Origin of the sequence: Streptomyces sp. NPDC059875, assembly GCF_042731085.1 — a bacterium.
Lineage (GTDB): Bacteria > Actinomycetota > Actinomycetes > Streptomycetales > Streptomycetaceae > Streptomyces.
This window is the reverse complement of the sequence record NZ_JBHWJZ010000001.1, coordinates 394,068-420,504: the sequence shown is the minus strand read 5'-3', so window position 1 is coordinate 420,504 and position 26,437 is coordinate 394,068. Positions and strand designations below refer to the sequence as shown.

Below are 26,437 nucleotides of genomic sequence, written 5' to 3'. Positions count from 1 at the left end.
ACCGGGACGTGGCGCAGCTTGGTAGCGCACTTGACTGGGGGTCAAGGGGTCGCAGGTTCAAATCCTGTCGTCCCGACTCGAAAGAGTCGCAGATCAGGGGTCGTTTCAGAGAAATCTGAAACGGCCCCTTGATCGTTTGTGGGGACCACTTGGGGACCAACTCGCCTTGACCGGTCGGAGGGCGACGCGCGCGTCGGGTCCGCAGCCGGTGAGACGAAGAGGCGTGGTGCCCCTGGTCAGTGGGCCCCCACCGTGGGTACGTGGCCCTCGCATCGTGATCGTGTTCGCGATCGGCACCCTGGCGTTCTTCCCGAAGCCCGTGCTCGACGTCGCGGCCAGGGTCCTCTTCGGTGCCCCGAGGGGCTGCTGCCGGCCGTGGCGGGGACAACGCTCGGTGCGGTCCTGGCCTTCGGGCTGGGACGGGGGGCTCCGGCGCGAGGCGGTACGGGAACGGGGCCGCGAGTGGCGGCCGAAGGGGTCGCCGGCCCAGGTCAAGACCCATGTTGGCACTACCGCTGCGTGGTCGGCGGGCAGGCCCTTTCGTGAGGCCGGTCCGGGTGCGATCATGATCCTTTCTCAGAGGCCGAGTTGGGGGATCAGGTCATGGGCTTTGTGCTGTCGTTGGACGCTGCGACCGCGACGCTGGAGACAGCCGGCGGTAAGGGAGCGGCCCTCTCCGAGCTCGCGCGCGCAGGGCTGCCGGTACCGGGCGGGTTCCATGTGACGACCGCCGCGTACCAAGAGTTCGTCACTTCGACGGGCGTGGCCGATCGCATCCGTGCGGAGCTCACCGCCGCATCCGGACCGGACTGGGACCCGGACACGGACGCTGGTGCGGGGGCCCGCATCCGGGCGCTCTTCGAAGAGGGCCCGCTGCCCCCCGCCCTGGAACAGGCCATCTCGAAGGCGTACGCGGAACTCGGCGATGGCGCGCGCACGGTCGCCGTACGGTCGTCGGCCACGGCGGAGGACCTGCCCGACCTGTCCTTCGCCGGCCAGCAGGACACCTACCTGAACATCACCGGCGAGAGCACCCTGCTGGCAGCCGTGCGGCGGTGCTGGGCATCGCTGTGGACCGACCGTGCCCTCGCGTACCGCGCCAGGGCCGGCATCGCGCACGAGGAAGTCTCGCTCGCCGTGGTGGTGCAGGAGCTGGTGGCCGCGGATGCCGCCGGGGTGATGTTCACCGTCGATCCGCTCGGCGGGCGTGCCGACCGACTCGTGGTCAACGCGGCCTGGGGGCTGGGCGAAGCCGTCGTCAGCGGGCTGGTCACCCCGGACACCCTGGTCGTCGACCGGTTGACCTCTGCCGTCGTGGAGGAACGTATCGCCGCGAAGGAGGTGATGACCGTACCGACCGCCGACGGCACCGCGGAGCAGCCGGTCCCCGCGGACCTGCGCGAAGCCCCGGTTCTCACCACCGCGGAGGCCGGTGAACTGGCCCGGCTCGGACTCGCGATCGAGGAGCTGTACGGGGAGCCGCGCGACGTCGAGTGGGCGCGCGAGGCGGGCTCCTTCCGCATCCTCCAGGCCCGCCCGATCACCACCGTCGCGGCGCCCCGGCCCGAGGTGTGGAACGACAGCACCGGCACCGACTCCCTGTGGACGAGCGCCAACCTGGGCGAGGCCGTCCCGGACGTGATGACGCCCGCGACCTGGTCGTTCGTCAAGGCGTTCATGGGCGACGTCATGGTCGGGGCCAGCCTGGAAGGACGCCCGATGTACGGGAACATCGGCGGCCGCTTCTACATGAACCTCAGCGTCACGGCCACCCTCGCGGCCGCGTTCGGGCAGGGCCGGAAGTTCGCCCAGGCCAACGAGCGGGTCTTCGGGCGCCTTCCGGACGGCATGGGCATTCCGCTGCTGCCCGCGTCCAGGCTGCGGGTCTGGCGAGACACGATCGGCGAGGCTTTCGCGGTGATGAGCCGCATTCGCGCGAACGGAAAGCAGCTGCCGGCGTTCCTGGAGGAGGCGCCCGCGCGCTGCGAGGAACTGCGCGCCCGCGTCGCCGCCGCGGCGAACGCGGGGGACCTGTCGGCCCTGTGGGAGTCGGAGGTGGCGCCGTACTTCCGATGCTGCTGCCACATGCTTCAGGCGGCTACCCGCCGGGACGGCGACTCCCTCGTCAAGGTACGCGGCACCCTGGAGTCCCTGGTGGGTGAACAGGACGCCGACCTGATGACCACCGGCCTCGGCGACGACGGCCAACTGGCCAGTATGGGACCGCTGCTCGGCCTGGAACGGCTCGCCCGCGGGGAGACCGACCGCGAAACCTACACCCGTGCGTACGGTCACCGCGGCCCGCACGAGTTCGAGGTGTCCCTCCCGCGGCCCGCTGAGGACGCGCAGTGGATCGACCGGCAGCTCGCCGCGCTCGGCACGGTCGAGGATGACGCGGCCATGCGGCTCGCACGGCAGACCACGGCTCGCGCGGCGGCATGGGACCGCCTGGCCGCCGAACACCCGCGGCGGCTGGCGAGCCTGCGCGCCGCGGTGGACGGCTGGGCGGCCTCGGCACGCCTGCGGGAGGCCGCCCGTACCGAGGTCGCCCGCGTCTTCTGGCTGCTGCGCACGTTCGTCCTGCGCGCCGGCGAGGTCAGCGGGGCGGGGGAGGAGCTGTTCTTCCTGTCCCGCGAGGAGATCCTCGCCGTGCTCGGCGGTGACCGGACTCCACTCGCCGCGGTGCCGGCCCGCCGTGCCGCATACGAGGGCTACCGCGCGCTTCCCACCTACCCGACTCTGATCCGGGGCGAGTTCGACCCGCAGACCTGGGCCGCCGACCCGAACCGGCGGGCCGACCTGTTCGACGCGCAGGACACGACACCCGCCACGGACACGGTCGCGGGCTCGCCCGCGTCCGGCGGCGTGGTGGAGGGCATCGCCCGGGTCGTCGCCACCGTGGAGGAGGGCGAGGCCATCCGGCCGGGCGAGATCCTGGTGACCACAGTGACGAACATCGGCTGGACGCCCCTGTTCACGCGGATCTCGGCGATCGTGACGGACGTCGGCGCGAACCTCTCGCACGCCTCGATCGTGGCGCGGGAGCTCGGCATCCCGGCGGTGGTCGGATGCGGCAACGCCACGACCCGGATCCGGACGGGGGACAGGATCCGGGTGGACGGCGGCCGCGGGACGGTGGACATCCTGGAACCGGCGGCCACGACCCCCGAACCCGCCTGACCCCTCGGCCGATGCCCCGACCCGACACCCAGCGTACGAACGGATGAGCAGACCGGTGCCCCAGCACGAGCAGGCCATGCGCCGCCACTTCCACCAGGCCGCGGCGCGGCGCGGATTCTCGGTCGCCGCGGCGCAGGAGGCCGCCGTCGAGCGCTTGGCCCGCCTGGCGGCCGAACTCGCCCGGCCGGCCTGGACGTTCCGCAGGCCACCCCGCGACCTGTACGTCTGGGGCCCGGTGGGCCGGGGGAAGAGCTGGCTGGTGGACACCTTCTACGAAGGGCTGCCGGCCGGGCGTAAACGCCGTCTGTACTTTCACGACTTCTTCCGGCGGCTGCACGACGGAGTGACCCGACCGGGCGCCCGCCACGACGGGCAGAGCGCTGTCGACAGCGCTCTCGACGAGCTGATCGGGGACAGCCGGGTGCTGGTCTTCGACGAGTTCCACGCACACGACGCGGGCGACGCGATGCTGATCGCACGCCTCTTCAGGACGCTCCTCGACCGCCGCATCACCCTGGTCACCACCTCCAACTACCCGCCCGCCGGACTGATGCCGGACCCGCTCTACCACCACTTGTTCGAGCCCACCATCAAGCTCATAGAGGAACGGATGGACGTCCTGGACGTCTCGGGGCCGGTGGACTTCCGCCGACTGCAGGCGCCTCGGTCGGAGGCCGGCGGCCGCCGGTTCGCGACGGGCCTGTGCCTGCCCTCGGGGGACACCGCCCTGGAGGCGCTGGGCCTCACCGTCCCGGCGCCCGAGGAGGCCACCACCGTCCAGGCCCATCTGCGGGAGCTCCCGGCCCGCGCGGTGCGCGGCGAACTTGTGTGGTTCGGCTTCGACGCGCTGTGCGAGACCGCGACGGCGGTGCCCGACTACCTGGCCCTCGCCGAACGGTTCGACACCCTGGTCCTGGACGGCGTCCCCCCGCTGGCCGAGGCCTCAGCGGACGGACGGCAGCGGTTCGCGAACCTCGTGGACGTTGCCTGCGACCGCGACGTCCGGCTGGTCCTCATCGGTTCCGACCCGCTGACCTCCCTCCCCGAGGGCCAGGCCCTGACACGCGACCTGGACCGCACGACGAGCCGGCTCGCGATGCTCCGGCGCGCGAACTGAGCCCGGGCCGCCGGGGCACTCAGGCCGGGTTCGCGGCAGTACCGAGCCCCCACCATTTCCTCTCCCTCGCCCCGTCCACCCTGGTCGCGGTCAGCACCCATCCCGGCCGAAGGACCCACGACCGCGGTCAGGGTGAGGCGTTCGGCCTCGAACCATTCCATCGGACTCGCCACCGAGTGAGGCTGCGAGGAAAACGTGCCGACCGGAGGCGAACTCTGCCGCCCCGCCGGGGTAGTGCTGCCGTGGCCGCGGGGGCGAGCCTCTTTTCGCCGACATCTGCGGAACTCGGCCTACGCCCCGACAAGGCGAGGAGCGGCGATCCGTTCGTCCAGGTCGTCGCGCTCGATCTCATGACGGGGATCGGCACGGTGTCGGCGGCCGCGCCACCGACACCGTGCCGAAGGCCGGCACCCGTGTCAGTCGCCCGGGGCCGTGCCCTGTTCGAAGCGGAGGTAGCGTTCGACGGACCGGGCCAGAACCTCGTTGCCGTGAGAGGTGACGACCCGATGCCACCAGGCGCCGTAGATCCGCTCGAAGCGGTAGCCGGCGAGCAGGTCCGCGGCGGCGCGGACCGCGTGGGGGCGCTCCGGGATGTGGTTGGCGTAGCTGTACATGAGGGTGACCCAGCGGTTGTCCGGGCAGACGTTGACCACATCGCCGGTGAACAGGGCCCCGTCGCCCGCGCTCCAGTGCAGGACCGCGCTGCCGGGGAAGTGCACGCCCGGGTTGATCAGGGTGAGCTCGTCGGTGAGTTGGAGTGTGCGGCCGTTCCAGAAGCGCACGGCCGGGTCCGGGCGGCCCACCCACTGGCGATCGGCTTCGTGGAGGTGGACCGGGGCGTCGAAGGCGTGGGCCCACTCCACCATCGAGGAGTAGAAGTGGGGGTGGCTGATGGCGATGTGGTCGATGCCGCCGAGTTCCTCGACGGCCCGGACCATGGTGTCGTCGAGGTAGGGAGCACAGTCCCACAGGACGTTGCCGGCGGCGGTGCGGAGGAGCAGGGCCCGCTGGCCGATGGCGAACTGGGGGGTGACGCCGACGCCGAGCACGCCGGGCCCCTGCTCCTCGAAGCGGCCGGTGTGGCCCTCTTCGCGCAACTCGGCCAGCGTCGTCCACTGTTGGCCGGCCGGGCTCACGTACTGCCGCTCGTCCAGGCAGACCGGGCAGTCCGGGCGCGGGGCGGCGTACTGGGTGCCGCAGGTGCGGCAGATCGGGGGCGTCAGGTCGGCGGTGTCAGCCACGGGTGCCCCCGGCGAGCTCGGTGAGGACGTACGGGCGGCTCGGCCGCCAGCCCAGCTCCTCGACAGCGCGCCGTCCCGACACCACCTGGTCGAGCGCGAGCGCCTCTGCGAACGGCGCCCCAAGCACCTCGGCGGCCTCCGCGAGCGGCCACGGCTCGGCCCGGCCGGCGCCGCCCGCGGCGATGTCGGCGGCCGCCGCGATCGCGGCCGCCGGGACGGACTCCCACGCGACGCCGTGCAGGAGGTCACCCGGGTGGCCCTTGGTCAGCGCGAGGACGTACAGCTCGGCGAGGTCGTCGACGTGGACCATCGGCCAGCGGGTCGCGACCGGACCCACGTAGCGACCCGTGCCGTGCTCCCGGGCCCAGCCGGTCATCAGGGCAGGAATGCCGCCGTCCCGGCCGTACACGATGCCCGGGCGTATCACCAGGGCCCGCACGTCGTCCCCGGCGGTGGCCAGCACCCGCTGCTCGATCCGCGGCCGGTAGCCGACGATCGCGATCGGGTCGGTGCCGGCGTCCTCGGTCAGCGGGGCGTCCCCGGTGGCGCCGAGCACCCACACGCCGCTGGTGTAGACGAACGCCCGGCCCGTGCCGCGCAGCGGCGCGAGCAGCGCCTCCAGGGCGGCGGTGTCCACCGCCTCGTCGCCGGTCGGCGTGGCCAGGTTCACCACCGCGTCCACGTCGTCCGTCACCGCCGCGCCCAGCGACGCCGGGTCGGCCAGATCGCCGATCCGTACCGGCACGTCCGGATGCAGCGCGGCCGCGTCCTTGACCAGGGGCACCACGTCGTGGCCCTCCAGCGTCAGTCGCGACACCACCGCGGAGCCGATGTAACCGGTGGCACCGAGTACCAGAACCTTCACGAACCCTCCCATGCGGACGTTTCTCGAACGGGAGAACAGTAGGAACCGCGCCCGGACCCGCGGATCCGTCGAATGACCGGGGTGCCGTACCGGCGTTCATCCGTGACGGGGCCGAAGGGCTGACCGGGTCGACCAGGTCGGCGGGGGATGACGGGGCTGGGCGGACGTCAGCCCAGGTCGAGCGCTCCCAGTGCGGCCCGCGACGTCACGCCGAGCTTCGGGTAGGCGTTGGACAGGTGGTAGCCGACCGTGCGCGGGCTCAGGAACAGGCGCGCGCCGATGTCCCGGTTGCTCAGGCCCGTCGCCGCGAGCCGGACCACCCGCAACTCCTGCGCGGTCAGCCGGCCCACGAGATCCGCGCCCGCCGCCGGCGCGGCCGGGGTGGCACCGACGGCCCGCAGCTCCGTGCGTGCCCGGTCCGCCCACGCGGCCGCCGGCATCCGCTCGAACGACTCCAGCGCCACGGTCAGCGCCTCCTGTGCGGCGGCACGGCGTTTCGCCCGGCGCAGCCACTCCCCGTACAACAGCCGGGTGCGTGCCTGCTCGAACGGGCGGCCGTCCCCCTCGTGGGCGGCGAGCGCCCGTTCGTAGAACTCCTCCGCCCCCGCGTCGTCGGCGAGCAGGGCACGGCAGCGCAGCTCCACAGCCCCCGCCCACGCGGTCCCCGTGGTCCCGGCCCAGCGCGTGAAACGCTCGGCGGCCGGCCCGGCGTCGGCGGCCCGGTCGATCCGGACAGCGGCCTCCACCAGGTCGGGCAGGCTGTGCACGGAGACCATGAGGTGCCGGTGCGGGCCGCCGGTCAGGGCGGCGAAACGCTGCAGCGCCCGGTCGTAGCGGCCGAGCCCGAGGTCGAGGAGGCCCTGTGCTCTGGTCAGCCAGATCGGGATCGGCGCGACATCGGGGCACAGGTCACGCCCCGGCCGCCCGACGAAATCCTCCCGGCTGCCCCGCCGGCCCCTGCCGCCCGGCCCGTCGGCCCCTCCCGAACCCTCCCCGCTGCCCGGACCCTCCCCGTCGAGCGCGGCCAGCACCGCCAGGACCCCGCTGAGCATCGAGGCGAGATGGTGCTGGCCGGTGTCGCAGGCGATCTCCAGGCCCTCGACGGCCGTCGTGTACGCGTCCCGATGCCGGCCCAGGAACAGCCGCAGCCGCGCCAGCCGCAGCAGCACCCGGGGCAGCACCCCGACTGCGCCCTCTGCCCGGCACTCCCGCTCCAGGGCCACGGCCTCGTCGTGCACCGTGCGGTACTCGCCGAGCAGCATGTCCCAGCCGTGCAGTCGCACCTGATCGGTCAGACTGCGCTCATGCCGGGTCCGCACGACGTACTCGGCGAACTCACGTATCGCCGCCGCTCCGCTCACCGGATCACCCGCCAGTGTGTCGAGCACCCCGGCCGCGCCCCGGTGCACGGGATGCCCGCCGAAGTCCAGACCGGCCGTCCGCGCCCGGGTGTCGCGGGCCGCCGCGACCGGGTCCGGCGCCTCCCAGGCCATCGCGGCCGACTCGAACAGCAGCCATGCCCCCATGGCGGGACGGTGCGCCGTCACCTCGGACGTCGCCTCGACGAGCAGCAGCCGCGCCGACTCCGCCCGGCCATGTCCGTGTTCGAGCGCCGCCCGGACGCTGGCGAGCCGGGCGATCGCCGGAGGACTGCTCACCGGCCCCGCCTCGTCGGCGAGCGTCCCCGCGAGCTCCGCCTGTCCGGCCTCGGCCGCGGCGGCCGACGCGGCGGCCAGCCGCCGCGACCGGGCCTCCTGGTCCTCGGTCAGCCGTGCGGCCCGCCGATAGGCGGCGGCGACCGCCGCCCGGCCGCCCCGCGAACGGAACAGTTCGGCGCTGCGCTCCAGTTCGGCGGCGACCTCCTCGTCGTATCCGATGGTCGCCGCGGCCAGGTGCCAGGCCCGGCGGCCCACGTCCCCGGCGGCCGGTGCCGCTTCGGCGAGCGCCCGGTGCGCGGCCGTCCGCTCGACCAGCATCGCCCCCTGGTATGCGGCGGCCCGTACGAGCGGATGCCGGAACACCAGCCGGCGCCCGGACACCCTCACCAGGTCCGCCGCCTCGGCCGGCGCCAGGTCCCCGGCGGCCGCGCCCACCCGTTCCCCCGCCGCCACCACCAGCGCGACGTCTCCGGTGTCGTCCGCCGCGGCGACTGTCAGCAGCAGACGGGTCGGCGCGGGGAGGGCCCGGATGCGCTCGTCGAAGATCCGCCGCACGCGCCACGAGGCCGGCAATACGGCGATCTCCCGCGCGTCCAGCGGTTCGCTCCCGTCCCGCTGTGCCGCCGTCAGAGCCCCCACGAGTTCGACCAGGGCGAGCGGATTACCCTGCGCGAGCCCGCGGATCCGGCTGCTCACGGCGGGATGCAGATCCGGCGCCCGGCCGGCAAGGAGAGCCGTCCCCTCCTCGTCGGTGAGCGGCCCGAGGTGCAGCGTCGGCAGGCCAGGCGCGCCGTCGAAGTCCGCCGCATCCTCATGCGCGGCGAACACCATGGCCACCCGCCCCATGCCGAGCCGGCGGGCCGCGAACAGCAGCGCGTCCACGGTCTCCAGGTCCAGCCATTGCGCGTCGTCGACCAGGACCACGACCGGGCGTTCCGCGGCCAGCTCGTCGAGCAGGCCCAGGGTCGCGGCCCCGACCAGGAAGCGGTCCCCGGCGGGCGCGTCGTCCGGCGCGATCACCGCGCGCAACGCCAGCAACTGACGCTCCGGCAGGCTCCTGACCCGGTCCAGGGCGCCCCGGAGGAGTACCTGCAGACCGGCGTACGGCAGCGACGCCTCCGACTGGACACCCGTGCACCGCAACAACCGGGCCCCGTCCGCGGCCGCCGAGGCGCACCGGTCGAGCAGTGCCGTCTTGCCCGACCCCGCCTCGCCGAGGAGCACCGCGGCCCCGCCCCGGCTCTCCCGTGCTCCCGCCAAGAGCCCGTCGAGGATCCCCCGTTCGTGGTCCCGACCGCAGAGACCGGCGGGCCCGCGGCCGCTGGGACCGGCGGGCCGCCGGTCGGCGGCGTCTGCCCGGACCGCGTCGGTCATCGGTGCGCTTCCCCTCTTCCGGACGCCTCACCCTCGGGGTGGACGTGGCTGACGATGTCATGAGTCCGTCGGTCGCGGACCCGGTCCGTGCGGCCGCAGCTCCGCGGCCCGGGCGACCGCGAGACGGATCACCGACGACTTCGTGAGGTCGTAGAAGAACGAGTCGCGGTAGGGCGCGGTGTTGCCGTCGGTGACCTCCACCACCAGGCCGCTCGCCCTCGCGCACATCAGCGGGAGCGCGCGTCCCGTCACGTACACCGTGGCGCCGGCGGCACCGAGCTCGACGGCGATGCCTCGGCCGCCTCCCCGGGTGCCGCCCGCGACCAGGGCGATCCTTCCTGTCAGGTCGTGCGCGTGGTCATGCCGGTCAGGGGGCCGTCCCGCCCGCGTTGCGGATCAGCTGACCGAGCACCTTCAGCGCGACGACGTAGTCCGCGTCGTCGATGCCCTCGTGGAGGGCGGCGCGGATCGCGGGGGCATTGCGCCCCAGGTCGACCCGGGCTCGTTCCCCCTCCTCGGTGAGCCACAGGCGGTCCTCGGCGTCCTTCCTCAGCCAGCCGCGCTCGACGAGCACCGCGGATTCTGCCGCCAGGTCGTCCTCGGGCCGGATGTAGGACCTCATGGCCTCCCTCAGTTCGGGCAGGGTCATCCCCTCACCATCGGGTGAGATGTCGTTCACCGACAGGTTGCGCAGCAGCCAGAACTGGGGCTGGGTGTAGCCCTTCTCGGCTTGCCGGGCCCGGGTGAACGCGATCAGCGCCTCGTAGGCGACACCGGTCCAGTAGGCGGCGGGCTGTCCGGCGAGTTCTGCATCGGACATCTGCTGGGTCGTCATGGAATCTTCTCCTCCTGTTACTTCGCGCGTGAAGTCCGCACTGCAAGCCGCGCAGGTCGTCAGTCGACCGCGACGGTGTTCTGGGCGGCGCCGATGCGCCAGGTGCCGTCCTCCCTGACCAAGATGTAGAACGGACGGCCCTCGGGCCGGTCGGCGATCCGGGTGCCGTCGTGGCGGACCGGCTGCTGGCGGACGTTCACCGCGGCGACGTCGGGCCGCAGGAACAGCACGCGCTCGACGTCATAGACGGCGGTGGACTCGGCCGTCGCACCGGGCAGCACCTTCCGGGTGAAGGCCGCGATCTCCTCGAAGCCCGACAGCCGCTTGCCGTGGCCGGTGGTCCACACCGGGTCCTGACGGCGGAAGAGGCTCAGGAACCGGTCGACCAGCTCGTTCTGCTGGGCGTGTTCGAGCTCGGCGACCAGGAGGCGGATCGCTGCCACCTCGGCGTCGGTCCCGGGGCCGTCCGGGGCGCCGAACACCTCGACCGGCCGGTACGAGCCCGACACCAGCTCGGCCACCGCGCGGGGTCGGCTGGGCTGCCAGCCGAGGGCGGTACGGGCGGCGGCGCCGCTGACGCTCTGGTCGAGGGCGAGTGCGTCGGCGAAGAGCGGGCCGAAGACCTCGGCGGCCTGCTCCACCGGCACCGCGTGCGGGGCGGCGAGCACTCCGGCCGCGCGGCCCGCGGCCCGGGCGAGGTCACGGACCGCGACGGCGGGCTCGCCGACGCCGTGCCAGACGGTGCCGGCCTGGGCCCGCTCGACGGCGGCCACGAACAGCTCGGCCAGGTCGTCCACGTGCACGGTCGGCCAGCGCACACCCTGATCGCCGTAGTACTCGGGCACTCCCTGTCGGCGGGCCCGGTCCACCAGGATGGCGGGGATGCCGCCGCCGCGGCCGTACACGATGCCGGGCCGGACCACGACCGCGCGCACGCCCTCGGCGGCCTCGGCCAGCACCCGCTCCTCGATCCGCGGGCGGTAGCCGACGATGTCGATCGGGTTGACCGGGGCCTGCTCGTCGACCTCCTGGGCCTCACCGGTGGTGCCGAGCACCCAGACACCGCTGGTGTAGACGAAGGGCCGGCCGGTGCCGCGCAGCGGAGCGGCGAGCGCCTCGATGACGGCGGTGTCGACGTCGGCGTCACCACTCGGGGGAGCCAGGTGGATCACTGCCTCGATGTCGGGGGTCACCACGTCGGCCAGCGAGGCCGCGTCGGCGGTGTCGCCGACCAGCTGGGCGTGCCAGCCCCGGCCGGGCTGCGGCTCGGCACCCCGGGTAAGCGCGACAACCTGGTGGCCGGCGGCGGCGAGGTGGTCGGTGACGGCGGAGCCGATGTAGCCGGTGGCACCGGTGAGCAGAACCTTCATGACATTCCTGTCTTGAGAGCGAGACTTGTACGTCTCGTGCGACGGCATGGTGACGTGCTTCGAAGCTGCGCGGTACGCGCAGGGTTTCGCCCGGGGGAGTCGGGCTTCAGGACCGGGTGACGTTCAAGCGCCCCGGGTACCCCATCGGTCGAGCACCGCGTACGCGGGCCGCCATCGGTGCGCGTACGTGTGGTGCGCGGACTCGGGCAGGAGCTGCTTCAGGACGGCGGCCGCGGTCCGCTCGGCGACGCCGTCCAGGAGCCATGGCAGGATCCGTGCCGCGTCGGCCTCGATCCGCTGGGCGTGGACGCGCCCGAAGTGTTCCCACTGCTCCTTGCTCAGGATGGTTTGGACCAGAGGGAGGATGGCTTCCTCCTCGTGGCGGAGGTGTCCGCGTAGACCGGTGACCAGCGAGCCGGTGAGCTCACCGAACAGGTCGAGCCCGGTATCGGGGCCGGCCAGCGTCCGGTCGATCGCCTCGAGCAGCAGAGCGAGCGCGGCGCGCTCGGCCTCGATCACCTCCAGCCGCGCCAGGGAGAAGGGGCGGCCGTTCAGGGCCTGGCGCAGGGAGGGCCACAGCGCGTCGTCCTCGGCGCCGTGGTGGGCGTGCAAAGCCCCCCGGAAGAGCTCCCAGCCCGCAGCGGTGCGCAGGACGTTCCGGGGATCGGGATGGGTGCGAGTCGTGGCTCGGGCAAGGCAGTGCAACTCCCTTCGTAAGGCGTTGTGCATGGCGTACGTCACGGTCATGTCGAACCTGTCTCGCACGTCCGTCTGACTCCTGGGGCCGGTGACTGGGTGAGCCCGTGTCAGGCAGTGGCGCCATGACTGGTTTCCTCCAGGAACAAAGCAGCGGAAAGCCACGCCTGACGGAGCGGGGCACCATGGGAAGGTGGTCGGGCGGGCGATGGCTGGGGGACCTGGGCCCTCGACGAGCAGCCTGCCCGCGGGTGCCTCAAGCCTCCCGTGAGAGCCATGTCCGGATCAACACAGGCTTCGTACGTTGATCGATAACTCGACGGTTATATCGCCGTACGGGAGCGGTGGTGGTACGACGCGACGGGCAGATTTCCCCGGTCCTGGCGGAAGGTTCTCACTCCGGCCGGGGCAGCCGAACGCCTCTGGACCTCCCCAGCACGGTCAGCCGGGATTCCGAGCCGGACCGGTCAGGTACTGCTGGGGCAGGAATGCGGCGATCAGCGGTACCGGAGTGTCCTGCGTCCCGGGCGGCTGGACCACCGGCTCGCCGGGCTTCGGCGGCACACGTCGGTGAACGGCGACGGCGGCAGCCTCGACTCCGCGACGTGGCGGCGCGTCAGAATGTCAATGCGCCGAGTTCGCGGACCGTGTCGGCGAGAGCGCTGATCAGCTCGTTCTCCGCCTCGGTCCGCCAGACCAGGGCGAAGGACAGGGCCGCCAGGTCCGTGACGGGTATCCAGCGGACGTTCGGCATGCCCCAGTACCGAGTGACATGGCTGGGAAAGCTGTGGACGATCTCGCCCATGCCGACCTGGTTGATCAGGTCCTCCGCGTTGGTCACGGGGCGCCCGCGCTCGATCGGCCGGCCCTGGGGAGTATGGAAGGGCAGGTAGCTTTCCTCCCAGTAGTCCGGCATGGCGGGGGCAACGGCGTGCTGGAAGTCGGCGAACATCTCCAGTCGCGCCGACGTTCGCTGTGCGAGCTCGTGGTCGGCGGCCACGGCGAGGATCCGGGGGTCCCTGCACAGGACCGGGCCGACGGTGAGGTCCGGTTCCTCCACGGGCAGCCAGGTGACGAGGACGTCCATGTCGTTGTCACGGAGCCGGCCGAACGGATCCACGAACGCCAGCTGGCGAATCTCCAGCTCCCACTGGGGATACCGCGAGCGGAAGGTCTTCCAGTAGGGGTGCATGTCGACGACGTTGAACGGCATCATGCCGACGCGGAGCCGGCCGGTGACACCGCGGGCCGCCTGCCGGGCGCGTTCCAGGGACTCGTGCAGGCCCGCGTAGACCGGCTGCAGGTCGTCGCGCAGCTGGCGTCCGACGCTGGTCAGGCGCACGGTGCGGCTGGTGCGCTCGAACAGCGCGGCGCCGATGCGCCGTTCCTGTTTTCTGATGGCCTGGCTGACCCGTGCTTGGGAGACCAAGAGCCGCTCGGCGCTCCGGCCGAAGTGCAACTCCTCGGCCAGGACCAGAAAGATCTCGATGTCCCGCAGCTCCATGACGCCCCCGTGTCACTTCTTCGCCGACAACTCGAGGCTGTCGAACCGCAGAAGTATACGGTGATCGAACTTCCGGCCACCCGAGGGACGATGGGTGAGCGAGCGGGCCCCGCACGGAGCTCAGGAGGAGGCCATCGAGTTCTCGGCCCCCGGACGGCTTCCGCCGTTTCATCGATGACGTCGGAAGACTGTCCGGCCCGGCCGTCCTTGACTCGTCACCAGCTGACTGCACTCCCCGCGGCGCTTTTGACCAGGCCAGATGGCGAAACGCTGCTGGGTACTAGCTGCTGACGCGGCTTTGACTGAGCTTCCCCGACTCGGCGGCCTCGCCGCGTGTGGGCGGGACGGCTTCGGCTGTCGTGGTGTACACCGCCTCCGCCGGCAGTCGCCGCTCCAGGGCGATCAACATGATGGCCCCCGCGGTCGAGCTCGCCGACAGCACCAGCCAGGGCAGCCGGCCGTCGAACGTCAGCAGCCCGGTGAACAGTGACGGCGCCAGGGCAGGGCGTAGCCGAGGAACGCGGCGGCGAAGACCAGGGCGCCGACCGCGGCCACCCGGGTGCGTCGGGCGAAGCGCCGGCCGAGCGTGCCGACCGGCACGCCGTCGAAGGCGCAGAGCGCGGTGTTGACCGCGAACAGCGGACCGGCCACCGAGGCCGATAGGTCGAACTGGCTCACGGCGTACACGGGCAGCAGCACGCTGAGCGCCGAATAACCCAGGGCGATCAGGAAGTTGGCCAGGGGTGAGCCCGGCGTACGGGCGGTCGCGCAGCACCGCGCGGTAGCCGGACCGCTGCCGACCGGTCGCGGAGCGAACTGGGTGGGGTGTCCTGATCCACAGCGCGAACAGTGCCGCGACGAAGAAGGTGGCCGCGTTCAGCCAGGCGACCGCCAGGAAGCCGCGGTCACGGCCCAGTTGGGCCAGTCCGGCGGCGAGCAGGCCTCCGGCGCCGAGGCCGGCGTTGTTCACACTCCGGCCGAGTGCCATCAGCCGGTCCCGGTGCTCCCCCTGGGCGAGCTCGCCGATCAAGGCCTGCTGGGTCGCGGGGAACGCCTGGGCGCCGGCCGCGGCGAGGGTGGCGACCAGGGCGAAGACCGGCAGGGTGGTGCCGAGTGAGCGGTACCCGCTCGCCGGCGCATGTGGTGGGTATTTCCGCGGTGCCGGCGATGATCATGGGTGTGCTCCAGCAGCTGACGAAGCGGCTGCCCGCCCTGGAGGGGAAGATCACCGACCACGTCGGCTATGACAAGCGCAACCCGGTCGGGAAGAACGGCGGCAACTCCCGCACCGGCACTCGGGCAGCACGCCGACCCGATCGTCTTCCTGTCCGACGGGCGCGTACTGCCGGCGGCCACCAGGACCTCCTCGCCGCCAGTCCGGTCCATCGCACGCCCCTGGCCGCCGCCCGGACGCTCGCGCGGCCGCCCCTGAAGGCGGCGGCGGTCAGCAGCACAACTGCGGTCTAGGAGAGGGCACTGCCAGCGGCGGGCAGGACCTGTTCGGCCCAGATGACCTTGCCTTCCGGTGTGTACCGGGTGCCCCAGTGCTCGCTGAGCTGGGCCACCAGGAACAGTCCGCGGCCTCCCTCGTCCGTGGTGGCGGCGTACCGCAGATGCGGGGCGGTACTGCTGCCGTCCCACACCTCGCAGGTCAGAGTGCGATCGCGCAACAGACGCACGCGAACTGGCGCGGCGGCGTACCGTATGGCGTTGGTGATGAGCTCGCTGAGGATCAGTTCTGTGGTGAAGGCGAGTTCCTGCAGGCCCCACTCCTCGAGTTGCTCGGCCGCGAGGCCGCGCATGGCGCCGACCTCGCTCGGGTCGAACGGTACGTCCCACTCTGCGACCCGGCCGGGGCCCAGAGTCCGTGTCCGGGCGATGAGCAGCGCGATGTCGTCGGCCGGCCGGACGGGGAGCAGGGCGTCGAGTACGGCGCGGCGGCTGTCTTGCGGGTCTCGGTCGGGGTGGGTCAGCGCCGTGCGCAGCCTTTCCACGCCCTCTGAAATGTCCCGGCTCCGCTCCTCGACCAGCCCGTCGGTGTACAGGACGAGCTGACTGCCTTCCGCCAGGTGCAGTTCCATGGTCTCGAACGGCATGCCTCCCAGCCCCAGCGGGGGGCCGGCCGGCAGTTCCGAGATCGTCGTCGTGCCGTCCGGGGCGACCACAAGCGGTGGCATGTGTCCTGCCCGCGCCATGGTGCAGTTCTGGGAGACCGGGTCGTAGACGGCGTACAGGCAGGTCGCGCCCAGGACACCGCCGTCCGAGGGCGCGCTGTCGCCTTCCTGGTCCATGCGCTGGACGAGGTTGTCGAGACGGGCGAGGAGTTCGTCGGGCGGCAGATCCAAGGAGGAAAAGTTGTGCACGGCCGTGCGCAGCCGCCCCATGGTGGCCGCGGCGTGCAGGCCGTGCCCGACGACGTCTCCGACGACGAGCCCGACGCGGCTGCCCGGCAGCGGGATCACGTCGAACCAGTCCCCGCCTACTCCCGACTGGGCGGGCTGGTAGAAGTGCGCGACGTCCACCGCGCTCTGCTCGGGCAGATCCTGCGGCAGCAGGCTGCGCTGGAGCGTCACGGCGAGATTGTGTTCGCGGGTGTAGCGGCGGGCGTTGTCCATGGTGACCGCGGCGCGGCCGACGAGCTCCTCGGCCAGGGACAGGTCGTCCTCGTCGAACGGTTCCGGCTTCTGCGACCGCCAGAAGTTGACCACGCCGAGCACGACGCCCCTGGCCTTCAGCGGAGCCGCGATGAGCGAGTGGATCCCGTAGCCGACGATCGCCGATGCCCGCGGCGCGTCCTGGGCGTGCCAGCCCGGCGCGTCATGGAGATCGGGCACGAGTTCGGCTGTGCCCGTGCCGTATCCGCGGGCCTGCGGCGTGGACGGCAGGAATTCGATCAGGCTACCGAGCGGATACAGCGGGTGATCGGAGCGGATGCCGCTGACCGCCGTGCGCCGCATGTCGGCGCCTGGGCCGGGCTCGTCGCCCTTCAGTACCGGGTCGGCCAGGTCGACCGTGACGAAGTCCGCGAACTGGGGAACGGCGACGTCGGCCAGTTCCTTCGCGGTGCGGACCACGTCGAGGGTGGTGCCGATGTCACCCCCGGCGTCGTACAGCAGCTTGAGCCGCTTGCGGGCCGTCTCCGCCCGGCTGCTCAGGAGCTGCATCTCGGTGGAGTCGCGGATGGTGACCGCCGAGCCCTGCGGGCGCGTGGGCCGCTGATTGACCACGAGCAGCCGGTCCCCGGCCTCCAGCACCTCGTCGGTGGCCACCCGGCCGGACAGCAGCAGTTCCGCCATTCGGCGATCCATGCCGATCTTGTCGACGGGGCGTCCTTCGGCGTCGTCCGGCAGGCCGAGCAGCCGTCCGGCCTCGTCGTTCGCCAGGAGTAGTCGTCCTTCGCCGTCCGTGATCAGCACCCCTTCGCGGACGGAGTGGAGCACCGCGTCGTGGTGCTCGTACATGCGGGTCATCTCCTGTGTGCCGAGCCCGTGGGTCTGGCGGCGCAGTCTTCGGCTGATCAGCGCCGTGCCGACGGTGGCCAGAGCCAGACCGATGGCGATGGCCAGGAGGATGACCGGAAGCTGACGGTCGGCGATGCCGGTCACGCTCTCCACCGTCAGACCTGCCGAGACCAGGGCGACAACCTCACCCTCGGGCGAGGTGACCGGGACGATCGCCTGGATCTCCTTACCGAGCGGCCCCTCCACGCTCTCGGTGTGCACCTGGCCGGCGAGTGAGGGCTCGATCGTGCCGACGAACCGCTCGCCGATGCGGTCGGGCTGGGGGTGGCTGTAACGGATGCCGTTCGTGTCCATCACCACGATGAAGTCCACGCCTGCGTCCTTGCGTGTCTCCTCGGCGAGGGGCTGCAGGATCGCGGACGGGTCCGGCGACCTCAGCGCTGCCTGCAGGCCCAGGGAGTTCGCGAAGGTCTGAGCCACGGAAACCGACCGGTTGCGCGCTTCACGGTCGATGTCGTACCGCGACTGCAGCACCAGGGCCAGCAGGGCCCCGGCGGCGAGCAGCACCACGATCGCCACCTGAAGGACGAAGACCTGTCCGGCGACGCTTCCGAATCTTCTGCTTAGGTTCGACCACACCGGTACGCCGGGCACGAGAGACGAGACGGGCTCACAATCCCAGTTGTAACATCTCCCCGCGGCCAGGGCTCACGGCGTTCACGGTACGCATCAGGGCCACGACACAACGTTCCCCCCGCTGCGGGTCAGGGGGATGGGCGTTGATCCATGATCTGGGAGACGAGGGCGCCCAGGTCGAGGTGCTCGCTCTCTCGGCCGCGGGACAATGCGTTCGGTCCAGCGCAGGAAGGCGGTGACGTCCGGCCTCCAGGCGCGGAGCAGGGCGGTGCAACCTCTTCCGCGGCCGGCGAGCGAGAGGTGGACACGGCCCGAGTCGTCGCCGCGGCCGGGGGAGACCGATAAGTCGCCCGCGTGGTTCGTTCCTCGACTCCGGCCGTGAGTACGGTGCGCGAGGGGGCCCACGCCAGTCACACCGGCTCGCCGGTGTGACTGGCGAGACGGACCGTGCACGGGGTCCTCGGCCGCCTTCGCGCTCCTCACCCATGTTCTAGCCTGGCGGCAGGATGCCATGCCCTTCCCATGGGTGGAACAGCACCGCCGCCGTGGGGACCAGTTGGGGACCACACGGTGTGCGCGGTGGTGAACGGCCCGGGTGTTCAAGCACAACTCGCGCCCAGAATTTGTCCGTTATGTCGTGACAATCCCCTTGATCCCTACTCCTGGGGGTCAAGGGGTCGCAGGTTCATCCTGTCGTCCCGGACATGCGGAAACGCAGGTCGGAGGCCGTTCTCTCATCCATGAGAGGGCGGCCTTTCGTGCGTCTGGGGTCGTGGTGGTCGCACGACCGGCCTGGGGCCGGTTCGCCAGGGTGCTGGAGGCGGGCGGTGCGGGGGAGCGGAGCTTGTGGAGGGCTTCGCGGAAGCGGTGGATGTGGTCGCCGGGCCCAGGACGTCCTGCGCCGCTTCAGCGGAGCTCCTGGACGCCGTGGACGGATACGTGGCCGAGGGATACGTACGGATCAAGTTGAAGACCGAACCGTGCTGGGACGTCGCACCGGTCCGCGCCGTTCGCGAACACTTCGGAGACGTCCTCCTCCAGGTCGACGCCAGCGCCGCGTGCACGCTGGTCGACGCCCAACAGCGCGCGAATCTGCACGACTTCGACCTCCTGCTCATCGAACAGCACCTCGCCGCCGACGACATGGTCCAGCACGCCCAGCTCGCGCACCAGCGGACAGGGACCACGGCTGTGGTGTCAGTCTGCTGAGCTATCCTTCCCGCCACCGCACACCGACTGTAGGGACCACGAGAATTGAACGGCCTGTCTGCTTTCCCGCTGCCCTTTCACGCTTCCCGCTCCATATCGTTCGCGACACCCCGAACGCTGCGGGAACTTCAGATGATGCAGTGCAGCTCGCACATTCGGGCGAAGCCGCGGTGGTTCGACAAGATGAATGACGCCGACATCGTCGCCAGGTGGACGCAAGAAGCGGTCGCCCAGGGTCTCACCGAAGCGCAGGTTCGTTACGTGCTTGCCGAACTCGCTCACTACTCCGCGCTGCGGGACGGACGAACCGGCATCGAGGTATCCGCCGTCGACGGGGTGTGGCAGTCGGACACACTGGTCGACGACAAGCTCGGATCCCGGCTGCGCGAGGCGGTTCGGGTTCTGGAGCAGGTCCCCGAAGCAGAACGGGACTGGCATCCCGGATCCGACGGCCAGGTACTGGATCTGGTTCATCCCTCACTGTTCTGCCTGGTGAGAGAGGTGAGCGGCGCGCCCGAGCGGGCTTGGCAGAACCCGACGGACCGCTACTCGAAGTACGAGTTCTCGGAGAAGTTCCAATGGCTGCCCACGGACGTCGACGTCAGTGACGACGGCGATGTCGCCTTCCGTTCGTACGTGAACAACGTCCACCCCGAGACGCATCACGAACTGGCCTCCGTCCTCCCGGACTTGTTCGCGCGTATGCGCCCGCTGCTGGAGAACGTGCTCACCGATCTGCGCCATCCGCGGCCCCTGCGGATCGAGGCCGATCCTTACGGGTGGTACGACTCGGAACCGGAGTATCCGAACAAGTCCTCCTACACGGATGCTGCGGCCTACGCGGAAGCCCTCCGTGCATGGGAAGCGGCCCAGGACGACTGGTGGGAGAACCGCCGCCCGGTCATCCCGGACGCCCCGGACTTCACCCCGCCCGAGTTGCCCGATGAATCCGCCCGAGTCGACCTGCGCGGCCGCCGTCTTCAGGTCATCGTCAAGCTCGCCACCATTCATCTCACCCCGGACAAGCCCGAGTACTCAGGCGGTTCCTGGCATGTCGAGGGGATGTTGAACGAGCGGATCGTCTCGACCGGCATCTACTACTGGGACAGCGAGAACATCACCGAAAGTCGGCTGAGTTTCCGGGCGGCACTCGACGACCCGAACTACGAACAGAACGACGACAACGGTCTGCGTGAGGTCTACGGCCTGGAGGACGAAGACGCACTCAACCAGCTGTTGGGATCGACATCGACCCCAGCGGGCCGCTGCCTGGCGTTCCCGAACATCCTGCAACACCGCGTCGGCTCATTCCGCCTCACGGACCCCACCCGCCCGGGACACCGCAAAATTCTTGCGTTCTTCCTGGTCGACCCGTCGGAAAAGATCGTCTCGACATCCGATGTGCCACCGCAGCAACCGTGGTCCGAGACCTCGACCATGACGCTCGAACAGGCCAAGACCTATCGCGAACAACTCATGCAGGAACGCAAGTTCTTCGTCGACGAACACAACGAGCAGCTCTACGAACGAGAATTCTCGCTCTGCGAGCACTGAGCCCTTTCCCACCTCGATCCGACGGCCGCAGTAGGGCACGCGCACGGTGCCGCCGGCGCCGTCCGTCCCCCGCAGAGGACGGACGGCGGCTCGGCGTCAGTTGTAGCTGGGTACCATCCAGCGCGCCCGGTAGTACTGGGCGTTGGTCTCGCGCCAGAACTCCTCATGGCGGCCGGAGGAATCCACGAAGGTGATAGCCGGCGTCGTCCAGGCGTCGGCACCCGCGACGGGCGCGTGGCAGGCGGTGGGATCTCCCGCGCAGGTCGTGATCACACGGCCGGAGACCGGGTCGTTGCCGACGCTCTTGGCCATGCCACCCTTGTTGACCAGCGATTCACGACTGTAGTCCGTACACCAGCGGTTGGTCTTCCCATCGGCGGCCGTCGCGGAGGTCGGCCACCGGGACGAGACGTAGCAGGGCGTGGCCCCGGTCTTGGAGAACTGGACGATCCCCGCGTTGGACGACACCCACATCCGGTCGGGGTCGCCGTAGACGGGCTCGAGGTCGTGGCCGAAGGCCGCGGACACCCCGTTGGGGTTCAGCGGCAGGTCGAAGGTCTCGGGGGTTCCGAGCTTCCCGGTGCCGCTCGTGTAGGGGTAGCGGACGAGCTGGGTCTTCCCGATGGCCCACAGCGAGTTGGTGTCCGGGTCGTACAGCACGCTGTGGGCGTCCTCCAGCGTCGCGGTGTCCGCGGCGGTGGCGTAAGCGCTCGGCGCGTTGCCGATCGCGCCCTGGGCCTTGGTGTAGACCTTCACCTGGTTCGTCTTGGACAGGGCCACGGCCACGTTGCCGTCCGGCAGGAGCTCCACGCCGTGCAGGTTGGTGACGGTGTTGATGCCGACGTTGATCGCGAAGCGCGCACCCGACAGCGCCGGGTACGGGACGACGGCGACGAGGCCGCTCTGCCCGTCCCCGACGACCAGGACCTGCTGCCCGCTGCGTCCCGACGCGGCGTACGCGCCCGCGGGGCGCAGCCGGTGCTCCGTCCCGCCTGCGTACGGGGCCCGGAGCAGGTCGTCGTGGGGGTCCTGGAAAGAGTGGTACGCGTCGGGGACCCACCGCTGGTAAGGGCCCGTCGTCGGCCACAGGGAGGGGTTGTTGGAGTCGTAGAACTCCAACGCCGAGCTCGTGGCCGGGTAGCCGCCGTAGTTCACGGCGTACTCGTCGCCCGCGCTGATGGTCGGCGCGCCGGGGTTGAACTCCACTTCCAGCGTCGGCGTGTAGTACGCCAGGTGGCAGGCGAAGTCGGTGGCGTTGGGGTTCATGGAGCAGAAGTCCTTGTACGCCACACTGCTGGACTCGCCTGCCGACAGGCGCAGGCCGTGGTTGACGAGCGTCCCGGACGTCCACGCCTTGACCATCGCGGTCACGTCGAGCCGCTTGATCCCGTTCGAGGTGTCCGGGTCGGAGTCCACCGGCTGGTCCAGGCAGTCCGGGTGCCCGATGCCGAAGTTCGCGGCGCTCTGGTAGCCGGCGCTGAGGGCCGGCTGGTTGGCCCAGGTGATCGTGGACGGGCCCCAGGCGGCGGCGACCGGGTCGGCGTACATCCACCAGCCGTCGCAGGAGCCGGTGAAGGAGTTGTACAGCCGCAGGCTCGCGCTCTTGATGTTCGCTCCGCGCAGCTTGGAGACGTCGAACTGCAGGAAGCTGCGGTACTTGGTCGTGCCGTTGTCCGGCGTGCCGACGTGCAGGGCGTGCCCCGCGGAGTGGTCCGCGTTGTCCACGTTGGTGATGTAGGTGTCCTGCACCCGGGTGACGATGTTGCGCGGGCCGCTCTGGACGAACGGGGAGACAGCGGGGGTCACGGAGTAGGCGGCGGGCGCGGGGGCCGGGGCGTGCGCGGCGGTGCCGTTGCCGGCGGTCACGGTGACCAGCGAGGCGGCCAGCCCGACACCGATCAGGAGCGAGGCCAGACGAGGAAGTCTGCCTTTGTGGCGAATCATGCAGGAATCTTTCCGATGGAGGCACGTATGAAAGAAATGAACGGATAATGTTCGTGTCGCGAACGGGATCCTAACGCCGCGATCGTCGAGGCCGTTCTCGTCCTCCATCGCGTCAGCGTGAGGTTGGAAGAGCTCACTTCTGGAAATCTGCGTAGCGGCCGCCGCGGCGCAGCAGTGCGTCGTGGCTGCCTTCCTCCACGATCCGGCCGCCGTCCAGGAAGACGACGCGATCGGCGCGTCGGACGGTTCGCATCCGGTGCGCGACCATCACCACCGTCCGGCCGGCCATCAGGCGCTCGATGCCCTCGTGGACGGCTGCCTCGTTCACCGGGTCCAGTGCGGAGGTCACCTCGTCCATCAGCACGATGGGCGCGTTCTTCAGCAGTGCTCGCGCGATCGAGACACGCTGGCGTTCACCGCCCGACAGCAGGGCACCGCCCTCGCCGACATGCGTCGACCATCCGCCGGGCAGCCGCTCGATCACCTCGTCCAGCCGGGCCGCGGCGGCTGCCGCCCGTACCTCGGCTTCGGCGGCGTCGGGACGACCCAGGCGTACGTTCTCCTCGATCGTGCCGTCGAAGAGGTAGACGTCCTGGAAGACGATGGCGATCTGCGCCATCAATACCTCCGTGTTGATCGCGCGCACGTCCACCCCTCCCACGCGCACCGCGCCCGCGTCCACGTCGTAGAACCGCGCCAGCAACTGCAGCAACGTGCTCTTGCCGGAACCCGACGGTCCGACAACGGCAAGCCGCTGTCCTTGCGGCAAGGACAGCGACACGTTGTCGATCACCGTGTGGTCGCCGTGCCGAAAGGCGACGGACTCGAACTCCAGGTCATGGCGTACCGGCTGGATCGGTTCGGCCGGTTCCGGCAGCGGCTCGGTGCGCAAGACCGTGTCGAGCCGCGCCAGCTCGTAACGCGCGCCGCGGAGTTGGCCGCTGATGTCCGACAGCGACAGCAGCGGATCCGCGCAACGGGCGGCCAGCACCAGGATCGCCAAGACCTCGGCCGCACCGATGTTCCCGCCGAGCGCGAGGTAGGCGCCCAGGGCGAGCACGACGGTGAACATCGTCTGCACCGCGAGTGCCAGACCCACCACGCCGGGCAGCGCCGACAGGGCCGTTCGGCGGGAGGCGCGCTGGACTTCTTCCAACGAGTCGTCGAGCACCCGGAAGCGCTCGACGGTCCGGCCGCCGGCCCGCAGCACCGGCTGCGCCTGGAGGTACTCGATGACTCGCCCGGTGGCCTCGTGGTCGCGTTCGTGGCGCTCCGTGTCCGTGGCGGCCATCGAGCGTCCCGTCCGGAGCTGGATCGCCGCCACGACCGGTACGGCGGCCAACGCGGCCAGGCCCATCTGCCAGTTGAAGGCCAGCATGACGGCAACGATCGTCAGCGGGGTCACGCAGGCGGAGATGAACGGTGCCAGCAGATGCGCGATCACGCTCATCGCCTGGAGGACGCCACGGCTGGCCAGGACGGACACCTCCCCGAGGCGGCCTGCGTCGTACCAGCCGATGGGCAGTCGGGCCAGATGGTCGCCGAGACGGTGGTACGTGCCGCGCAACAGCGTGGTCCCGGCCAGGAAACCGGACCGATCGCTGACATAACGCAGCACCGCGTAGAGGGCGACCGCGGCCCCGAACGCGATCAGCCAGGGCCAGGCGTCTTCGGGTGTGCTCCCGAACAGTGCCCGCAGCACGGGAACCAGTAGTGCGAAGGACAGACCCTCGACGAGGGCCGTCGTCGTCATCAGGGCCACGGTGCGACGCACCGGGCGGGCGTACTCGTGCCCCAGCACGCGCAGCAGCATGCGAATCATCGGGGCTCATCTCCTTGCGGTACGCCACCGTGGGCTTCGGTCCGGTCGGCGATCGCCGACCGCTGGGCTTGCCAGAACGCGGCGAACTGTCCGTTCCGTGCCAGCAGTTCGGCCGGCTTGCCGCGCTCGACGATCGACCCGTTGTCCAGCATCACGACGGTGTCGGCGTCGGCGATCGTCTCCAGGCGATGGGCGATGACCAGGATCGTCCGGGTGCCCTCCAGCGTCGCCAGTGCACGGCGCACCGCCTCTTCGGTCTGCGGGTCGGCGAAGGCGGTCGCCTCGTCGAGCACGAGAACGGGTGCGTCGGCGAGCAGTGCGCGTGCGAGGGAGATTCGCTGTGCCTCGCCACCCGACAGTCCGGCATCCTCACCGATCACCGACTCGTATCCGCGGGGCAGCTCGAGAATCCGATCGTGGATGTGCGCCAGCCGGGCGGCGCGCACCACCTCGTCGAGGCCGGCGTGCGGCACCGCCAGCGCGATGTTGTCCGCGACCGACGCGCGCAGGAGCCGGACGTCCTGGAAGACGAAGGAAACCTTCCGGTAGAGCTCCCGGCTGCCGAGCTCGCGCAGGTCGACGCCGCCGAGGGATACCGAACCGTGGGTCGGGTCGAAGAAACGCGGCAACAGCTGCACCAGCGTGGACTTCCCGCTCCCCGACGGTCCGACGATCGCGGTGACCGTCCCCGGCTCGAGCACCAGGTCGATCCCGCGCAGCACCTCGTGATCGGCGTCGTAGCCGAACCGGACGTCACGCAGCTCCACCCGGTGCCCCTGGGGCGTGGCCGGATGCGTGGGCTCCGGTAGCGGCCGCACCTCGAGGACGTCCCGGATCCGGCCGACCGCGCGCCGGGCGGCCTGCATGTCGTCGAAGCCGTGGCCCAGGGCCGCCACGGGAGCGGTGAGGCCCAGTCCGAGCAGCAGGAAGGGCAGCAGGTCGGCCGCGGCCATGTCACCGGTGGTGATGAGAGCCGTACCGCCGATCAGTACGACCAGCAGCACGAACGGCGGTGACAGGGCCACCTGCATCCCGGCGGCGATCCCGGCGAGCCCGCGCACCATCCGGAAGAAGCTGCCGACGAAATCGTCCACGGCCGTGAGGAACCTACGGTGGACGCGCTCACTTCCGCCGAACGCCTTCACCACCGAGATGCCCTGGACGAACTCGACGACCGAACTCGCGATCCGCCCCATGCCGGCATCGAACTCCTCCTGTTCGCGCAGCCGGGTCGGGGTCATCATCAGGGGGACCAGCGCCACGGCCAGCACGACCGGTATCAGCGTGATCAGTGTGAGCCGCCAGTCGATGGTGAACAGGTAGATCAGCGACGCCAGCGGCACCACGAAGGCGGAGACGAGCTCGCCGGGGGTGTGGGCGATGAACGGGTGCACGGCGCTGACGTCCTCCCCGACCACCTTTGCCAGCTCGCCGGTCCCGCGCCGGGAGAACCAGCCGATCGGTACGCGCCCCAGCTGCGCGGCCAGTTGTCGGCGGAACGTCAGTTGCACCTGACCGTCGACGACGTGCCCGATTCCTGAGGACGCGGCCGTGAACAGCAGTCGGAGGAACAAGCCGGCCGCACCCGCGATCACGACGATCCGGACATGACCGTGGTCGATCGGGCCGGGCGCCAGCAGAGCGCGCCCCAGCTCGACGACCGCCAGCAGCGGCATCAGGCCCGCGAGGGCGCCGATGACCTGCAGGGCCACAACGGCGGCGAAGCTGACGTAATAGGGGCGCAGCAGCCCCGCCATGTTCTGCCCCGCCGTGTTCTGTCCCGCCGCGGAATCGGCTTCGGCATCGGGTGGTGGTGTGGACTGCTCCCTCGCCTTGGCGAGGTCGGTGGTGGTCATGGTCCTCCTGCCGTCGGTCCGCTCGACCGTTGGCGGTGGAGGGGCTCCACGAACTCCCTTCTCCACGCTGCCTTTTGACTTTCCGAACGCGTTCCGAAAGTAGCATGAGGCAGGC

General features: G+C 70.9%; 16 protein-coding genes, 1 tRNA gene and 4 pseudogenes. 6 read left to right on the top strand and 15 right to left on the bottom strand.

Annotated elements, in window-relative coordinates; translation table 11 throughout:
* The first annotated feature begins 2 nt into the window (after positions 1–2).
* From ACFV9D_RS01640 to zapE, 3 genes are all read left to right on the top strand, one after another.
* Positions 3–76: transfer RNA gene (locus ACFV9D_RS01640), tRNA-Pro, on the top strand.
* 527 nt (positions 77–603) lie between these two features.
* The gene (locus tag ACFV9D_RS01635; RefSeq protein WP_385139215.1) at positions 604–3,180 is read left to right on the top strand and encodes a PEP/pyruvate-binding domain-containing protein; all 2,577 of its coding nucleotides are present in this window, start codon (positions 604–606) and stop codon (positions 3,178–3,180) included.
* Between the two features lie 43 nt (positions 3,181–3,223).
* Positions 3,224–4,297: a cell division protein ZapE gene (gene zapE / locus ACFV9D_RS01630; protein ID WP_385139212.1), complete on the top strand. Its 1,074-nt coding sequence runs from the start codon at positions 3,224–3,226 to the stop codon at positions 4,295–4,297.
* A 416-nt stretch (positions 4,298–4,713) separates the two neighbouring features.
* On the opposite strand, the gene ACFV9D_RS01625 is transcribed toward zapE, so the two are convergent.
* From ACFV9D_RS01625 to ACFV9D_RS01575, 11 genes and pseudogenes are all read right to left on the bottom strand, one after another.
* Positions 4,714–5,538, bottom strand: coding sequence for an MBL fold metallo-hydrolase (locus tag ACFV9D_RS01625; protein ID WP_385139209.1), 825 nt, complete (start codon positions 5,536–5,538; stop codon positions 4,714–4,716).
* Complete coding sequence (locus ACFV9D_RS01620; RefSeq protein ID WP_385139206.1) at positions 5,531–6,403, bottom strand: NAD-dependent epimerase/dehydratase family protein; 873 nt, start codon at positions 6,401–6,403, stop codon at positions 5,531–5,533. Before ACFV9D_RS01620 ends, ACFV9D_RS01625 begins: the two co-directional genes overlap by 8 nt.
* A gap of 167 nt (positions 6,404–6,570) precedes the next feature.
* Positions 6,571–9,435 carry an AAA family ATPase gene (locus tag ACFV9D_RS01615; RefSeq protein ID WP_385139203.1) on the bottom strand — a complete coding sequence of 955 codons (2,865 nt, stop codon included), beginning with the start codon at positions 9,433–9,435 and terminating at the stop codon, positions 6,571–6,573.
* Positions 9,436–9,519: 84 nt separating this feature from the next.
* Positions 9,520–9,780 (bottom strand): annotated as a pseudogene (locus ACFV9D_RS01610) (hypothetical protein); the annotation flags it as partial.
* A 22-nt stretch (positions 9,781–9,802) separates the two neighbouring features.
* The gene (locus tag ACFV9D_RS01605; RefSeq protein WP_385139201.1) at positions 9,803–10,270 is read right to left on the bottom strand and encodes a MarR family transcriptional regulator; all 468 of its coding nucleotides are present in this window, start codon (positions 10,268–10,270) and stop codon (positions 9,803–9,805) included.
* Between the two features lie 59 nt (positions 10,271–10,329).
* Positions 10,330–11,640 carry an SgcJ/EcaC family oxidoreductase gene (locus ACFV9D_RS01600; RefSeq protein WP_385139198.1) on the bottom strand — a complete coding sequence of 437 codons (1,311 nt, stop codon included), beginning with the start codon at positions 11,638–11,640 and terminating at the stop codon, positions 10,330–10,332.
* A 123-nt stretch (positions 11,641–11,763) separates the two neighbouring features.
* Positions 11,764–12,405 carry a hemerythrin domain-containing protein gene (locus tag ACFV9D_RS01595; RefSeq protein WP_385139195.1) on the bottom strand — a complete coding sequence of 214 codons (642 nt, stop codon included), beginning with the start codon at positions 12,403–12,405 and terminating at the stop codon, positions 11,764–11,766.
* Between the two features lie 547 nt (positions 12,406–12,952).
* The gene (locus tag ACFV9D_RS01590; RefSeq protein ID WP_385139192.1) at positions 12,953–13,840 is read right to left on the bottom strand and encodes a LysR family transcriptional regulator; all 888 of its coding nucleotides are present in this window, start codon (positions 13,838–13,840) and stop codon (positions 12,953–12,955) included.
* 280 nt (positions 13,841–14,120) lie between these two features.
* Positions 14,121–14,249, bottom strand: coding sequence for a hypothetical protein (locus ACFV9D_RS01585; protein ID WP_385139189.1), 129 nt, complete (start codon positions 14,247–14,249; stop codon positions 14,121–14,123).
* Positions 14,250–14,308: 59 nt separating this feature from the next.
* The gene (locus tag ACFV9D_RS01580; protein WP_385139186.1) at positions 14,309–14,539 is read right to left on the bottom strand and encodes a hypothetical protein; all 231 of its coding nucleotides are present in this window, start codon (positions 14,537–14,539) and stop codon (positions 14,309–14,311) included.
* Between the two features lie 73 nt (positions 14,540–14,612).
* A pseudogene (locus ACFV9D_RS01575) lies at positions 14,613–14,942 on the bottom strand (MFS transporter); the annotation flags it as partial.
* 74 nt (positions 14,943–15,016) lie between these two features.
* Here ACFV9D_RS01575 and ACFV9D_RS01570 point away from each other — a divergent pair.
* Positions 15,017–15,142 (top strand): annotated as a pseudogene (locus ACFV9D_RS01570) (IS256 family transposase); the annotation flags it as partial.
* A gap of 161 nt (positions 15,143–15,303) precedes the next feature.
* Here ACFV9D_RS01570 and ACFV9D_RS01565 read toward each other — a convergent pair.
* A complete protein-coding gene (locus ACFV9D_RS01565; protein WP_385139183.1) occupies positions 15,304–17,880 on the bottom strand; it encodes a SpoIIE family protein phosphatase in 2,577 nt (858 codons plus the stop codon).
* 969 nt (positions 17,881–18,849) lie between these two features.
* On the opposite strand from ACFV9D_RS01565, the pseudogene ACFV9D_RS01560 reads away from it, so the two are divergent.
* Both ACFV9D_RS01560 and ACFV9D_RS01555 read left to right on the top strand, forming a co-directional pair.
* A pseudogene (locus tag ACFV9D_RS01560) lies at positions 18,850–19,104 on the top strand (enolase C-terminal domain-like protein); the annotation flags it as partial.
* Between the two features lie 87 nt (positions 19,105–19,191).
* Positions 19,192–20,700, top strand: coding sequence for a DUF4246 domain-containing protein (locus ACFV9D_RS01555; protein WP_385139181.1), 1,509 nt, complete (start codon positions 19,192–19,194; stop codon positions 20,698–20,700).
* 96 nt (positions 20,701–20,796) lie between these two features.
* On the opposite strand, the gene ACFV9D_RS01550 is transcribed toward ACFV9D_RS01555, so the two are convergent.
* The 3 genes from ACFV9D_RS01550 to ACFV9D_RS01540 form a co-directional block, all read right to left on the bottom strand.
* Positions 20,797–22,644, bottom strand: coding sequence for a DUF6528 family protein (locus ACFV9D_RS01550; protein ID WP_385139178.1), 1,848 nt, complete (start codon positions 22,642–22,644; stop codon positions 20,797–20,799).
* A 133-nt stretch (positions 22,645–22,777) separates the two neighbouring features.
* Positions 22,778–24,466 carry an ABC transporter ATP-binding protein gene (locus ACFV9D_RS01545; protein WP_385139174.1) on the bottom strand — a complete coding sequence of 563 codons (1,689 nt, stop codon included), beginning with the start codon at positions 24,464–24,466 and terminating at the stop codon, positions 22,778–22,780.
* Complete coding sequence (locus ACFV9D_RS01540; RefSeq protein WP_385139171.1) at positions 24,463–26,322, bottom strand: ABC transporter ATP-binding protein; 1,860 nt, start codon at positions 26,320–26,322, stop codon at positions 24,463–24,465. Before ACFV9D_RS01540 ends, ACFV9D_RS01545 begins: the two co-directional genes overlap by 4 nt.
* Positions 26,323–26,437 lie beyond the last annotated feature (115 nt).

Bases quoted from the DNA above. Each gene is read 5' to 3' on its own strand.
- ACFV9D_RS01540 (WP_385139171.1), bottom strand. From the start codon at position 26,322: ATGACCACCACCGACCTCGCCAAGGCGAGGGAGCAGTCCACACCACCA.
- ACFV9D_RS01605 (WP_385139201.1), bottom strand. From the start codon at position 10,270: ATGACGACCCAGCAGATGTCCGATGCAGAACTCGCCGGACAGCCCGCC.
- zapE (WP_385139212.1), top strand. From the start codon at position 3,224: ATGAGCAGACCGGTGCCCCAGCACGAGCAGGCCATGCGCCGCCACTTC.
- ACFV9D_RS01635 (WP_385139215.1), top strand. From the start codon at position 604: ATGGGCTTTGTGCTGTCGTTGGACGCTGCGACCGCGACGCTGGAGACA.
- ACFV9D_RS01600 (WP_385139198.1), bottom strand. From the start codon at position 11,640: ATGAAGGTTCTGCTCACCGGTGCCACCGGCTACATCGGCTCCGCCGTC.
- ACFV9D_RS01590 (WP_385139192.1), bottom strand. From the start codon at position 13,840: ATGGAGCTGCGGGACATCGAGATCTTTCTGGTCCTGGCCGAGGAGTTG.
- ACFV9D_RS01545 (WP_385139174.1), bottom strand. From the start codon at position 24,466: ATGATTCGCATGCTGCTGCGCGTGCTGGGGCACGAGTACGCCCGCCCG.
- ACFV9D_RS01585 (WP_385139189.1), bottom strand. From the start codon at position 14,249: ATGTTGATCGCCCTGGAGCGGCGACTGCCGGCGGAGGCGGTGTACACC.
- ACFV9D_RS01550 (WP_385139178.1), bottom strand. From the start codon at position 22,644: ATGATTCGCCACAAAGGCAGACTTCCTCGTCTGGCCTCGCTCCTGATC.
- ACFV9D_RS01615 (WP_385139203.1), bottom strand. From the start codon at position 9,435: ATGACCGACGCGGTCCGGGCAGACGCCGCCGACCGGCGGCCCGCCGGT.